This window comes from Catenibacterium mitsuokai (assembly GCF_025148785.1).
GTDB classification, from domain to species: domain Bacteria; phylum Bacillota_I; class Bacilli_A; order Erysipelotrichales; family Coprobacillaceae; genus Catenibacterium; species Catenibacterium mitsuoka.
On the sequence record NZ_CP102271.1, the window covers coordinates 160,290 to 174,712 of the forward strand.

Annotated in this window: 15 protein-coding genes; 8 read left to right on the forward strand and 7 right to left on the reverse strand. The window is 34.3% G+C overall.

The features are described 5' to 3' along the window. Positions 1-8: 8 nt before the first annotated feature. Positions 9-482 carry a phosphatase PAP2 family protein gene (locus NQ499_RS00805; protein WP_050772169.1) on the reverse strand — a complete coding sequence of 158 codons (474 nt, stop codon included), beginning with the start codon at positions 480-482 and terminating at the stop codon, positions 9-11. A 91-nt stretch (positions 483-573) separates the two neighbouring features. Here NQ499_RS00805 and ychF point away from each other — a divergent pair, with 91 nt between their 5' ends. The 6 genes from ychF (at position 574) to rpsR (ending at position 4,232) form a co-directional block, all read left to right on the forward strand. Beyond that, positions 574-1,674 (forward strand): redox-regulated ATPase YchF, encoded by a 1,101-nt coding sequence (ychF, locus tag NQ499_RS00810; protein ID WP_006505611.1) that lies wholly within the window; start codon positions 574-576, stop codon positions 1,672-1,674. Beyond that, positions 1,674-2,393: a class B sortase gene (gene srtB / locus NQ499_RS00815; RefSeq protein WP_006505610.1), complete on the forward strand. Its 720-nt coding sequence runs from the start codon at positions 1,674-1,676 to the stop codon at positions 2,391-2,393. The genes ychF and srtB overlap by 1 nt, the downstream gene beginning before the upstream one ends. Before the next feature lie 41 nt (positions 2,394-2,434). Further along, on the forward strand, positions 2,435-3,067 hold the full coding sequence (ispD, locus tag NQ499_RS00820; RefSeq protein WP_040389854.1) for a 2-C-methyl-D-erythritol 4-phosphate cytidylyltransferase: 633 nt from the start codon (positions 2,435-2,437) through the stop codon (positions 3,065-3,067). A 123-nt stretch (positions 3,068-3,190) separates the two neighbouring features. Continuing rightward, positions 3,191-3,481 (forward strand): 30S ribosomal protein S6, encoded by a 291-nt coding sequence (gene rpsF / locus NQ499_RS00825; protein WP_006505608.1) that lies wholly within the window; start codon positions 3,191-3,193, stop codon positions 3,479-3,481. Positions 3,482-3,497: 16 nt separating this feature from the next. Further along, on the forward strand, positions 3,498-3,986 hold the full coding sequence (gene ssb / locus NQ499_RS00830; RefSeq protein WP_006505607.1) for a single-stranded DNA-binding protein: 489 nt from the start codon (positions 3,498-3,500) through the stop codon (positions 3,984-3,986). A gap of 15 nt (positions 3,987-4,001) precedes the next feature. Then, positions 4,002-4,232 (forward strand): 30S ribosomal protein S18, encoded by a 231-nt coding sequence (rpsR, locus tag NQ499_RS00835; protein WP_006505606.1) that lies wholly within the window; start codon positions 4,002-4,004, stop codon positions 4,230-4,232. Positions 4,233-4,308: 76 nt separating this feature from the next. On the opposite strand, the gene NQ499_RS00840 is transcribed toward rpsR, so the two are convergent. The 4 genes from NQ499_RS00840 to NQ499_RS00855 form a co-directional block, all read right to left on the reverse strand. Beyond that, the gene (locus NQ499_RS00840; RefSeq protein ID WP_040389856.1) at positions 4,309-4,818 is read right to left on the reverse strand and encodes a pyridoxamine 5'-phosphate oxidase family protein; all 510 of its coding nucleotides are present in this window, start codon (positions 4,816-4,818) and stop codon (positions 4,309-4,311) included. A 21-nt stretch (positions 4,819-4,839) separates the two neighbouring features. Next, positions 4,840-6,270: a 6-phospho-beta-glucosidase gene (locus NQ499_RS00845; protein ID WP_006505604.1), complete on the reverse strand. Its 1,431-nt coding sequence runs from the start codon at positions 6,268-6,270 to the stop codon at positions 4,840-4,842. Between the two features lie 10 nt (positions 6,271-6,280). Further along, on the reverse strand, positions 6,281-6,520 hold the full coding sequence (locus tag NQ499_RS00850; RefSeq protein ID WP_006505603.1) for a SemiSWEET transporter: 240 nt from the start codon (positions 6,518-6,520) through the stop codon (positions 6,281-6,283). A gap of 130 nt (positions 6,521-6,650) precedes the next feature. Next, complete coding sequence (locus tag NQ499_RS00855; RefSeq protein ID WP_006505602.1) at positions 6,651-7,490, reverse strand: MurR/RpiR family transcriptional regulator; 840 nt, start codon at positions 7,488-7,490, stop codon at positions 6,651-6,653. A gap of 120 nt (positions 7,491-7,610) precedes the next feature. On the opposite strand from NQ499_RS00855, the gene NQ499_RS00860 reads away from it, so the two are divergent. Continuing rightward, on the forward strand, positions 7,611-8,975 hold the full coding sequence (locus tag NQ499_RS00860) for an aminopeptidase (protein ID WP_006505601.1): 1,365 nt from the start codon (positions 7,611-7,613) through the stop codon (positions 8,973-8,975). Positions 8,976-9,112: 137 nt separating this feature from the next. Next, entirely contained in the window at positions 9,113-11,629 is a 2,517-nt protein-coding gene (locus tag NQ499_RS00865) for a translation factor GTPase family protein (protein ID WP_006505600.1), read from the forward strand. 11 nt (positions 11,630-11,640) lie between these two features. Here the strand turns inward: NQ499_RS00865 and NQ499_RS00870 are convergent, their stop codons facing one another. Beyond that, entirely contained in the window at positions 11,641-14,103 is a 2,463-nt protein-coding gene (locus NQ499_RS00870) for a heavy metal translocating P-type ATPase (protein WP_259848567.1), read from the reverse strand. Further along, on the reverse strand, positions 14,100-14,405 hold the full coding sequence (locus NQ499_RS00875; RefSeq protein ID WP_202898385.1) for a metal-sensing transcriptional repressor: 306 nt from the start codon (positions 14,403-14,405) through the stop codon (positions 14,100-14,102). The genes NQ499_RS00870 and NQ499_RS00875 overlap by 4 nt, the downstream gene beginning before the upstream one ends. Positions 14,406-14,423: the final 18 nt, after the last annotated feature.

The following is a 14,423-nucleotide window of genomic DNA, read 5'->3' on the forward strand; positions in this document are numbered from 1 at the left end:
TATGTATTCTATAAAAGTTCAATAATAAGACTGAGCACCATACCAGCAGTCACATCACTGATATGATGAAGACCACTTAAAACCCTTGTAATGGCAGTTAAAAATGCGAATATAAGCATCACTATACCAATATATAAATCAAAATGAATCGCAGTAAATGCGATAATAAATGCACTTGCAGCATGTCTAGAAGGGAAAGAACATCCTTCACGATGTTCAAAGAGTGGAGTGACTTCTAAGTAGTCATAGGGACGTGATTGATTAATCAGTTTTCTAATCACTGTCACAATAAGAAATGCAGCACAAGGTTTAATAATTGCATAAATGAGATAATCATCATGAGTTATATAGAAACCAATTAATAACATCACATAAGAAGCCATCATGATATATTTTAATGCGATTGTAAGAAATCCTACCACTTTTTTATAAGTAGGATGAGACCATAAAAATTGATTGAGTCTTTCATATATATTATTCATTCTATCACCTTCCCCATTATACCATTCATTCATTGCATTTTGATGTTAGTTATAATAAAATAATGTAGATTAAAAGGAGTGAATATAAATTATGTCATTAACTGCAGGAATCGTTGGTTTACCAAACGTTGGTAAATCTACATTATTTAATGCAATCACAAACGCACAGGTAGAAGCAGCCAACTACCCATTCGCAACAATTGATCCTAACGTAGGTGTTGTTGAAGTACCAGATCATAGATTAGATGATCTTGCTGCAATCTTTAATCCAAAGAAGACTATCTATACTACATTTGAATTTACAGATATTGCCGGACTTGTAAAAGGTGCCTCTAGAGGTGAAGGTTTAGGAAATAAGTTCTTAGCTAACATCAGAGAAACAGATGCAATCTGTGAAGTAGTAAGATGTTTTAGAGATAAGGATATTACTCACGTTGATGGTTCAGTAGATCCAGTACGTGACGTTGAAACAATCAATCTTGAACTTGTAATGGCTGACTTAGAAACAGTTGACAAGAGAATTGGTAAGATTGAAAAGAAAGCTCAGACTGGTGATAAAGAAGCGAAAGCTGAAATGGAAGTATTAGCACCATTAAAAGAAGTATTAGAAGCTGGTAAAATGGCTCGTACGCTTACTTTTAATGAGGAAGAAATGATTTATGTAAAACAGTTCAACTTATTAACTACTAAGCCTATGATCTATGTAGCGAATATGGGTGAAGAAGATATCGAAGATCCAGATTCAAACCCATACTATATTGCTTTAAAAGAATATGCTGCAAAAGAAGGATGCGATGTTGTTCCTATCTGCGCTAAAATTGAAAGTGAGTTAGCTGCATTAGATGCAGAAGATAAAGCTATCTTCATGGATGATTTAGGTATCAAGGAAAGTGGTTTAGATAAGCTTATTAAAGAAACATATGCTTTATTAGACTTAAAGACTTTCTTTACTGTAGGACCTGATGAATGCCGTGCATGGACATTTACTAATGGTATGACAGCACCAGAAATGGCCGGTATTATTCATACAGACTTCCAGAAAGGTTTCATTAAAGCTGAAACTTATACTTATGATGATATGATGCAGTATAAGAGTGAAGTGGCTTTAAAAGAAGCTGGTAAGATCAGACAGGAAGGAAAAACTTATAAAGGACTTGATGGTGATATCATGTTCTTCAAGTTTAACGTATAATGAAGATTATTAGACGTATTCTTCTTGTGGTATGTTTAGCTGTCTTTCTATATAGTGCAGGTAATCTTTTAAATATTGGATATAAATATCATAAGTTGGATTCTGATAACAATAAGCTACAGGAAAAAGTCGTAACTGAAGTGAAGCAGGATTCACCACTAGATAGAAAAATTGATTTTAATCAATTAAAGAGTATTAATGAAGATATTATTGGTTGGATTTATATTCCTAATACAAATATTGACTATGCTTTATTGAAAGGAAAAACAAATGATACATACATTCATACAAACTATGAAAAGAAGTATTCATTTGGAGGCAGTATCTTCTTAGATGAAGATAATAATGCATCATTGACTGATAGTAATACAATTATCTATGGTCATAATATGAAGAATGGTGCAATGTTTGCGAATATTAAGAAGTTTGCGGATCATGATTATTTTATTAATCATCCTGAAGTATATATTTATTTACCAGATGGCAGCATTAATGTATATTCTGTCTATAGTACAAAGATCATTGATGCAAGAAGTGATTATTACTTGAAGGATATTGATTATGCAAGTTATGTAGCCAATGCGAAATCATCCGCTAAACAATCAAGAGATGTAGATACACAAAATGGGGCACCATTATTGCTTTTATCTACTTGTTATGCGCCTGATACAACAACACGTAGTGTTTTATTTGCTAGACTAGAAAAGAACGTAAAGTAATTTACGTTCTTTTTGATATAATGGAATAGAGGTGATTCATGATGTATAGCGCAATTATATTATGTGCAGGAAGTGGTAAGAGAACAGGGCTTGGTTACAACAAGATGTTCTATCAATTACAGGGAGAGACTGTATATGAAAAGACAGTGAATGTCTTTTTACATGATAAGAGATGTGAAGAGATCATTATTGTATGTAAAAAAGAAGAACAGTCACATTTCAAGAAACTATTAAATAAGAAATGTATGAAGTTTGTGGAGGGCGGAAAAGAAAGACAGGATTCTGTTTATGAAGGATTAAAACATGTCACAAGTGATTATGTAATGATTCATGATGGCGCAAGACCTTTTGTGAAAAAAGACCTTTTAGATCGTTTAGTAGAAGGTATGGAAGAACATAAGGCAGTTCTTGCAATGGTGCCATGTAAAGATACAATCAAGCGTGTGAAGGATGGTAAGGTAGTAGAAACACTCATTCGTTCTGAATTGATGCAGGCGCAGACACCACAGGCTTTTGATACAGTGCTTATTAGAAATGCATATAAAGAAGCCATTGAAAATAATATCCAGGCAACAGATGATGCATCGATGTTAGAATTACAGGGAAAAGATGTTTATGTCGTAGAAGGTGACTATGACAATATTAAAATCACAACGAAAGAAGATCTAAAATAAGTAAAAAAACTTCGATTTATCATTGCTTTTTTGATTTTCTTGTGATAGTATGAACGAGCATGTAAAATATTACTGCCTGTCTAGAAGTATTCTAGACCGTTAAGACCAAAGGAGGTAAAAAAAATGAACAAGTATGAAATTATGATGATTTTAAAACCTGACTTAGAAGATGATGCAAAGACTGCATTATTAGATGGTTTTAAAGCAATCTTAACTGAAGGTGAAGGTGTTGTTGATAACGTTGACACTGAAAAGTTAGGCTTACGTGAATTAGCTTACGAAATCAAAGATTATACTAAGGGGTTATATGTAGTAATTGATACTCATACAACTGCAGAAGCAATCGCTGAATTCGAACGTTTATCACGTATCAACCCAAGCGTATTACGTCACTTAACTTTAAGAAGAGACTAAGAAGAGGTGAGGGCGAATGCTTAACCGTGTCGCATTAGTCGGAAGACTTACAAGAGATCCTGAATTAAGAAGAACAGGTAATGGTACAGCTGTAACAAGTTTTACTTTAGCAGTTGATCGTAACTTCTCAACAAGAGATGGTCAGGAAGCTGATTTCATTAACTGTGTTGTATGGAGAAAACCTGCTGAAAATGTTGCACAGTATTGCAGCAAGGGTTCACTTGTATCAGTCGATGGTCGTATACAGACTCGTAGTTACGACAACAATCAGGGCCAGAGAGTTTATGTAACAGAGGTTGTCGCTGATTCAGTTCAGTTCTTGGAAACAAGAGCACAGAGAGAAAGAACTCAGCAGAGTGCACCTATGATGCAGCAGCCTACAATGACTCAGCAGCCTAGACAAAACAACAATGACTTCTATGATATGAAGACAGTGGATCTAGATAAAGATTTTGATGATTCAGTGAATTCATATGATATCATGGAAGACGATATTCAATTCTAACAGGAGGAAACAACAATGGCTTTCAGAAGACAGAGAATGGGTAGAAGAAAAGTTTGCTACTTCACTAAAAACAAGATTGATTACATTGATTATAAAGATGTTGAACTTTTAAAGAGATTTATCTCAGCTAATGGTAAAATCATCCCAAGACGTGTAACTGGTACAAGCGCTAAGTATCAGAGAAAACTTGCTAGAGCAATCAAGAGAGCAAGACAGATGGCTTTATTACCATACGTTGGTGAATAATTCTAACCTATGAACCTTGATGTAAATCAAGGTTTTTTTGTGCTTTAAAAAGACTGTCCCACGAGGGACAGCCTTTTTAACCTAGTGAAATATGTCTCTTAACTTTTTCTTCTGGATGAATATTATCTCTCTTTTTTCCAGTCATACTCAATACTTTAATTCTAAATACTTCAATAGCCCCAATCATCTTTGTATTGAATTTGAAGTCTTCTTCATGATAATGACGCATTAATACCTTTAACCCATGCATCTTCTCTTCTTCACTTAAGAATTCTACTTCACCATAACCAATCACACTCTCATATCCCATAGTACAGGACATTCTTTCATCATACATAATAATATTATGTTCACAATCCATCTCAAAAGAAACATTCTTATTCTGTCTCATAAGATCAATTTTCTTACCAATCTTTGCACCATGAAAGTATAAATACAATTGATTATCCTCTACATCAGTCCCAAAGTTAAGAGGAACAATATAAGGGAATGTTTCATCAAACATGGCAACTCTGCATGTATCACATTTCGCAATGATTTTCATCATTTCATTAAAGTCAGTTATTTCTCTATCTTTTCGTCTCACCACAAACACCTCCTTATTCAATTATAATACTTCACCATTAGATGCAATCACTTTTTTGTACCATTCGTAAGAATCTTTCTTGCTTCTTTCTAATGTACCATTTCCTTCATTATCTCTATCTACATAAATAAAGCCATAACGCTTTTTCATTTCACCTGTAGTAAAAGAAATACAGTCAATACAACCCCAAGGTGTATAACCCATTAAATTGACTCCATCTTCTTCTACAGCTTTTTTCATCTGTTCAATATGTGCTCTTAAATAATCAATACGATAGGAATCACGACAACTGCCATCTTCTTCCTTCTTATCAATAGCACCAAAACCATTCTCTACAATAAACATTGGTAGTTCATATCTTTCATAGAATTGATTCAATACATATCTTAAACCTTCAGGATCAATAGCCCATCCCCAGTCAGTTTCTTTGATATATGGATTCTTAACAGAATGTTCACTAGAACCATCTGTAGTAGTAGAAACATCTCTGATAGAATTAGAATCAACTGTATTAGACATATAATAACTAAATCCAATATAATCCACAGCACCTTCTGATAAAGCTTTTTTATCTTCATCAGTAATATTAATATTAAACCTTTTTCTTTCAAACATCTTTAATGCATAAGCAGGATAATGTCCACGACACTGCACATCACTAAAGAAGAAACGATCATGCATTAACTGCTGTGCTAATAACTGATCCTTAGGAGAACAGCTATAAGGATAGAAAGGAACCATAGAAATCATATCCCCAATTAAGAAATCAGGATTAATCTCTTTACCAATCTTAACTGCCTTTGCGCTTGCTACTAAAGTATGATGTGCACACTGATACATGGCTTCTTCTGGATTATCATAATTTCCAAAATGAGCACCACTATTTGTCCAGCCATAAATATCATTCACAAAGTTCATCTGGTTATTGATTTCATTGAAAGTCATCCAGTACTTTACTTTATTTTTGTATCTTTTAAAGCATACTTCAGCAAACTTCACAAAGAAATCGACTGTTTTTCTGTTCATGAATCCGCCATATTCTTTGGCAAGATGATAAGGCATTTCAAAGTGAGATAAAGTAATAACTGGTTCAATACCATACTTTAATAATTCATCAAATACATCATCATAGAACTGTAAACCTTCTTCATCAGGCTGTTCTTCATCACCTAATGGGAAGATTCTTGTCCAGGCAATAGATGTTCTAAAACACTTAAAGCCGATATCTGCAAACATCGCAATATCCTCTTTATAATGATGATAGAAATCAATTCCAATATGATTAGGATAATACTTTCCTTCAATCACACCATCAGTAATTTCTCTAGGCACACCATGAGCACCTGCAGTCATTACATCTGCAACACTTAAACCTTTAGTAGTATCTAGTACACCACCTTCAAATTGATGAGCAGCTAAAGCGCCACCCCATAAAAAGTCTTTGTTTAACATATTGGTCTCCTTATTTATATTTAATTTTGTAAGTTAAGATAATAGAAGCAAATACAAAAGTAATCGCATTTGCACCAATTAAGTTCATATCCTGAATCTTGATACCATGAATAATCCATAAGAATACACCTAACACAAAGGCAATATACATACCTAGTGAAATACCAGAAGTATCCTTTGTCTTAATAACCTGACAAGCCTGTGGCACGAATGAGATAGTAGTAAGAATTGCGGCGGTAGTTCCAACCATTTTTAGTCCTCCTCTTTTCTATGACACTAAGATAATGTATCTCAAAATAGTAATCAATATTTCAAGGAATGACCGGAATAGTGTGACAAAAACTCTTTAAAATATAAAAGAATGATGTCACATTGTGACATCATTCATTCTCTGAAGAATAGATTTTCGCATATAAATCATCTACTTCTTTTGCCTGTTTATAATCATATGAGAATAAGGCAGTGTAGATTAAATCAAAGATATATTTCAAAGAAATATAGAAAATCATATCTTTGAGGTTATCAAGTTCTCCATGATTGATTCCATATAACACATAAGGTGTTTTATGAGCTAAATCATTTGTATCATCCGTTGTAATCACGATAAAAGGAATATGTCTTTGTTTGAGAGTATCCGCAATATTCAATAAGTGTCTTGTCTTACCGAACTTACTTATAAGAATCACTGTATGATCACTTGTGACATTCAAACTGAACCAGAGCTGTCTATTTCCATTGTGATATACATTCACAAACTTATTCACACTTGATAATATATGACTTCCATATTCACTAATAGCTGCATTTGCATCATTCGCAATAATATCAATATACTTATTTCTAGAAATTATAGTCATAACTTCATTAAACACATTTGAATTTAAATTTTCCTTTGTTTGGTTGATAATACCTGTTTCTATTTTCGCAAGTTTATTCTTAATAGTATAGAGATCTTCATTAGACATAATACGCATATTGGATAGTGTATATTTATTGAGCAGGCTATGGATATTTAACTTAAAGTCATTATAGTTTTTAAAGCCAATCTTTTTTACTAAACGAATGATTGCAGTAGGGCTGCTGTAAGTCTCTTTTGCAAGCTGATGTGATGAATAAGATGTAATCTCTTCACTATGTTCAATAATATACTGTATGATAAATAAATCATTTTCATTGAGTTTAAAATCTTTTTTAAATTGTTCTAGAATCGTAGGATGCATACTATCACCTCACCTCATTCTACCAAAATATAGAATTATGATGCAAACAGTTCATAACACTATCTTTATTTATTCAGCATGGTATACTGTTGTATAGATAAAAAGAAAAGAGGTTAGAAAATGTACGCAAAAAATACATGGGAAAAGTATAAGGACAATCTCAATGAAGTCATGGAATATAATGAAGGTTATAAAGATTATATTTCAAAAAACAAAACAGAACGTGCTTGTGTTAAAGACTCTATTCGTTTAGCTAAAGAAAAAGGATTCAAGCCATTAGACTCTTTTGAAACACTTAAGCCAGGAGACAAGGTTTATGTCAATAACAGAGATAAGAATATTGCTTTATTTGTGATTGGTAATAAGCCACTTACAGAAGGTATGAGAATCTTAGGTGCTCATATTGACTCTCCTAGAATGGACTTAAAACAGAATCCATTATATGAATCAGAAGGATTTGTATTAGCTGATACACACTATTATGGTGGTGTAAAGAAATACCAGTGGGTGACTATTCCTCTATCATTATATGGCGTTGTCGCTAAGAAAGATGGTACTGTCGTAGATGTTGTGATTGGTGAAGATGATAATGATCCAGTAGTAGGTATCTCTGATTTACTTATTCACTTAGCTGCAGAACAGTTAGATAAGAAAGCAGCTAAAGTGATTGAAGGTGAAAACCTTGATGTTACTTTAGGTAATATGCCTTTAGTAGGTGAAGAAAAAGATGCTGTGAAGGCCAATATCTTAAAGCTATTAAAAGATAAATATGATATCGAAGAAGAAGATTTTGTATCAGCTGAAATTGAAGTTGTACCAAGTGGTAAAGCAAGAGACTATGGTTTAGATCGTTCGATGATCGCTGGTTATGGTCATGATGATAGAGTATGTGCCTATACATCTTTAACTGCAATTCTTGATATGGATGTATGTGACTATACATGCTGTACTATTCTTGTGGATAAAGAAGAAATCGGTTCAGTAGGTGCTACAGGTGCACAGTCTTTATTCTTTGAAAATACAGTTGGTGAAATGTTAGTGAAGATGGGTATTGATAGTTTTGTACAGACAAGACTTACTTTATCTAGATCAAAGATGCTTTCAAGTGATGTATCTGCTGGGGTAGATCCACTATTTGTAAGTGTGAATGATAAGAAGAACGCTGCTTATTTAGGTAATGGTATTGTATTTAATAAATATACTGGAGCAAGAGGTAAGAGCGGAAGTAATGATGCCTCTGCTGAATATGTTGCGAGAATTCGTGCTGTGATGGATGAATCAAAGATCCACTATCAGACAGCTGAACTTGGTAAGGTAGACCTGGGTGGAGGAGGCACTATTGCCTATATCCTTGGAAACTACAACATGGATGTTATTGATGCAGGTATTGCAGTATTAAACATGCATGCACCAATGGAAATCGTATCTAAAGTAGACGTATACGAAACATATCAGGCTTATATTGCATTCTTGAAGAACGCTTAATTCATAGAACTGTAGTTAAAACAGGCAGTAAACTTTATGTATTTCATAATATATAAAGATATATCTACAGACACACCTTGGATAAAACCAAGGTGTTTTTTGATTAATCTATGATACAATAATCAAGAGGTGATTTGATGAAACAATTAACACTTGGAATGGTGGCTCATGTTGATGCAGGTAAAACCACATTAAGTGAGTCATTGCTTTATACAACAGGGACAATTAAACATCAGGGTCGTGTTGATCATAAAGATACATTCCTTGACTATAATACACAGGAAAGAGAAAGAGGCATTACTATCTTTTCTAAGGTTTCTTCTCTTGATTATAAGAATAACCATTTCACATTTATTGATACACCAGGTCATGCTGATTTTAGTGGAGAAATGGAACGTGCATTAAGTGTTCTTGATTATGCAATAGTGATTATCAATGGTTTAGATGGTGTACAGGCGCATACTAAAACTATCTGGAACTTATTAGAGCACTATCATGTACCAGCCTTCATCTTTGTGAATAAAATGGATTTAACACATTATACAAAAGAAGAACTATTGGACTCTTTATCACAATTATCTCCTCACATCATGGACATGAGTGCTTCTGAAGAAGATATTGCAGCACTGGATGAAGAGATGATAGAAGAATATTTAGAAACAGAGTCTTTAAAGGATACATCTATCGCAAAAGCGATTTCTAATAGACATCTTTATCCACTCTATTTTGGTAGTGCACTTAAGAATCAAGGTGTAGAAGAACTACTCGATGCCTTAGACCGTTATACTTTAGAAAAAGAACCACAAAAAGAATTATCTGCACAGGTCTTTAAGATTGCGAGAGATGAAAGAGGAGAACGTCTTGTCTTTATTAAGGTAACTGGTGGCAGGCTTCATGTACGTGATACGATCCATGATGAAAAGATTCATCAAATTAGGTTATATCAAGGAAACCATTATACGCTCATAGAAGAAGCCGCTCAGAATGATATTGTAGCCTTAACAGGTATTAAGAAACTTCAGGCAGGGGATTATATTGGATCAGGACATGTGATTCATTCAACGCTTAGACCTTCCATGTTATATTCAATTCAACCGTCTAAAGAAGCAGATATCAATCATTTTTTCTCTTCTTTAAAGGTATTAGGTGAAGAAGAACCATTACTTCATTTAAAACTTTTTGATGATCATGCCCAGGTTTCTTTAATGGGTGAAGTACAGATAGATATTCTTAAACAATTAATGAAAGATCGTTTTAATGAAGATATCACAGTAGATGAAGGAGATGTCGCTTATCTAGAAACAATCAAAGAATCAGTAGAAGGAGTAGGACACTTTGAACCACTCAGACACTATAGTGAAGTCCATCTTTACTTAGAACCACTTCCTCAAGGTTCAGGACTTGTCTTTGATAATCAATGTCAGAATAACTTAGAAGAGAGATATCAGAATCTCATCATGACACACTTACAGGAAAAAGAACACTTAGGTGTACTCACAGGTTCTCCTATTACAGATATGAAAATCACACTTCTAGGTGGTAAAGCCCACTTAAAACATACAGAAGGAGGAGACTTCAGAGAAGCCACTTATCGTGCTATTAGACAAGGTTTAAAAATGACTGAATCAGTTATTTTAGAGCCCTATTATAAATATGAATTAGTCATTCCTACAGAGGCTTTGAGTAAGGTTTATTATGCTTTAGAAGACTATCCAACACCTACTGTAGTGAACGAGAATAATGATATTACAACACTTCATGGAGAAGCACCTGTTTTATTTTTGACTCATTATCAAAAAGAACTTCTGACTTCCACAAAAGGAAAAGGACAGCTTTTCTTCTTAGATACATTCTATGCACCAGTAGAAAATCAGGAAGAAGTGATAACTCAATGTGATTATGATAGTGAATCAGATCTAGATAATCCTACAGGTTCTATCTTCTGTTCACACGGTGCAGGATATTATGTACCTTATGATGAAGTAAGAGAGAAGATGCATTTGCCTCTTTATAGTGCGATGAAACAGGAACATACTTATACACATAATCCTGTACATATTAGTGACGAAGAACTTAAAAGAGTATATGAACGTACCTATGGTCCATTAGAAACAAAACTTGCGAGTGACTACTATAAACCTAAACAAGATTATGTCTCTTCTAATACAGTACAGGTATTAGATGAATATTTGATTGTAGATGGATATAATGTCATCTTTGCCTGGGATGAACTGAAAGAACTCGCAAAAGAAAATCTAGGTAGTGCAAGAGATAAGCTTATTGATATATTGATGAGCTATAAAGGGTATCGTGGCTGTCATATGATCCTTGTCTTTGATGCTTATAAGGTTCCACAGAATAAAGGCAAGAGTCAGATGTATCACGATATGGAAATCGTTTATACAAAAGAAGGACAGACAGCGGATGCTTATATTGAAAGCATCACAAAACAGATGGGAGGACAATATCGTCTTGTGGTTGCGACAAGTGATAATCTTGAACAGAAGATTGTATTAGGTCATGGGGCGACACGTATCTCATCAAGAGAATTACTTCAGGATGTCATTTCTCGTTCTAAAATTCAAAAAGAAGAATTTGAAAGAAAAAATCCTCAGATGCATAGTTATGCATTTGAGGATCTCAAGAAGTCTTAGGACTTCTTTTTTTATTTAATCGATGTAACTGTATAATCTTTATCTTCTACAGTCTTCTTTAAGACATCATTAGATACTTCTTTACTTAAAGTCACAACTGCAGTGCCTTTTTCATGACTTACATCAGCACTTTCTACACCATCTACAGCTTCTAATGCCTTCTTTACAGCCATTTCACAATGACCACACATCATACCAGTAATTTCTAAAGTTTTTTCCATTGTTTTTTTCTCCTTTTTCTTTCTTTTTATATCTTTTGATGCATCATGCATAGAGAAAGTATTCAATCTTAATGCATTCATACATACAAAGAAACTAGATAAACTCATCGCAGCCGCCCCTAACATAGGATTCATCTGCCATCCTGTTAAAGTGATAAATACACCAGCAGCAACAGGAATACAAATCGCATTATAGAAAAATGCCCAGAATAAGTTTTCATGGATATTTCTTAATGTTGCACGAGAGAGTCTAATAGCGGCAGTGACATCTGTTAGCTTGCTATTCATTAAGACAACATCAGCGGCATCTATCGCAATATCAGTGCCTGCCCCAATCGCAATTCCAATATCCGCACGTGTCAGTGCTGGGGCATCATTGATTCCATCGCCCACCATAGCCACTTTACCTTGTTTCTGTAGATTTCTAATAACACTCTCTTTACCATCAGGTAATACCCCTGCAATTACCTCATTCACACCTGCTTTTGAACCAATTGCCTGGGCTGTTTCTTGATTATCACCTGTTAACATCACAACCTGAATACCCATATTCTGCATTTCTTTGATTGCCTGAGGACTATCTTCCTTCATTGTATCAGCAACACAGATCATACCAAGATAATAATCATCATAACTAAAGAATAGTGGTGTTTTACCTTCTTTAGCCATATTCTTAGCTTGTATTTCAACATCGTCAGGAATATGCTTTTCCATCATCTTGATACTGCCACCTAATACTTCTTTATCGTGAATTAAACCTCTTAACCCATGTCCAGGCAGTATCTTAAAATCTTTGACTTCTTCATTGCCGTGGTAATAATCAGTAATCGCTTTGCCAAGAGGATGTTCACTATTCTTTTCTAGACTTGCAGCATAATTTAAAAGTACTTCTTTTTCTATCTTGTAAGGGACCACATCAGTGACTACAGGAGTTCCTTTTGTGATTGTACCTGTCTTATCTAACGCAATAATATCAATAGAACCTGTGACTTCTAATGATTCAGAAGTTTTGAATAGAATACCATTTTTAGCGCCCATACCATTGCCGACCATAATAGCTACGGGTGTTGCAAGACCAAGTGCACATGGACATGAAATAACCAATACAGAAATAGCACGGGCAATAGAGAATCCAATACTCTTTCCTAGAATCATCCAGACAATAAATGTGACTAACGCAATACCGATAATCACAGGTACAAAGATACCAGAGACCTGATCCGCTTTCTTTGCGATAGGTGCCTTAGTGGCTGCTGCATCACTCACCATCTGAATAATCTGTGAAAGTGTTGTATCTTCCCCTACACGAGTGGCACGTACTTTAATAAAACCTGACTGATTAAGTGTTGCACCTGATACTGTATCATTCACAGTTTTATCAACAGGAATACTTTCACCTGTTAAGGCAGATTCATCAATAGCTGTAGAACCTTCTATAATTACACCATCGACAGGAATATTTTCACCCGGTCTGACAATAAACAAATCACCTTTATTGACTTCATCAATTCCTACAGTCACTTCTTTATTGTCTCTAATAATAACGGCAGTCTGAGGCGCAAGATCCATTAAACTCTTTAAGGCATCTGTTGTACGTCCTTTAGACATTGCCTCTAACATCTTACCTACAGTAATTAAAGTAGGAATCATAGCGGCAGATTCAAAATAGAGATCATGGCCTAAACTCATGACCTTCATCATCTGTCCTTGGCTCATGGCATCAATCATTAAATATAAAACAACTAAGCTATAACCAAAAGCAGCACTCGATCCTAATGCGACCAAAGCATCCATGTTAGGAGATAACTGAAATAAGCTCTTATATCCATTAATAAAGAATGCTTTATTAATGACTAAAATAATAATAGTCAATAACATCTCTGTCACTGCAAGAGACACATGATTCTCTAAAAATGAAGGCACAGGCCATTTCCACATCATATGACCCATAGATAGATACATTAATAGTAATAAGAATACTAAAGAAGTAATCAATCTCTTCTTTAATTTTGGTGTTTCATGATCCACTAAAGAATCATCCTTGACTTTTTCAACACCTTTTTCACTTGCTCCATATCCAATATTCTCAATTGCTTGAATAACAGACTCAGAAGATGCTGTTCCCTCTACACCCATAGAATTTGTGAGTAAAGAAACTGAACAGCTTTCTACACCATTAATATGAGCTACAGTTTTTTCAATACGATTGGCACACGCTGCACAACTCATACCAGTAATATTATATTGTTTCATTTCATCACCTTCTGTAATACATTCACTAATTCATCAATTGTTTCATCATGACCTTCTTTAATATCATCCACAACACATGTCTTAATATGTTTTGCAAGTAATTCTTTATTAAAACTATTCAAAGCTGCATTCACTGCAGAAACCTGAATCAAAATATCAGGACAATAGGCATCTTTTTCAACCATGCCCTCAATTCCTCGAATCTGTCCTTCAATACGTTTGAGGCGGTTCATAAGTTTTTTCTTCTCTTCTTCACTACGATCCTTATGACGTTCACTACAACAGCAATCTTTTTTGTCCATCATTTCACCTCCTGTCCC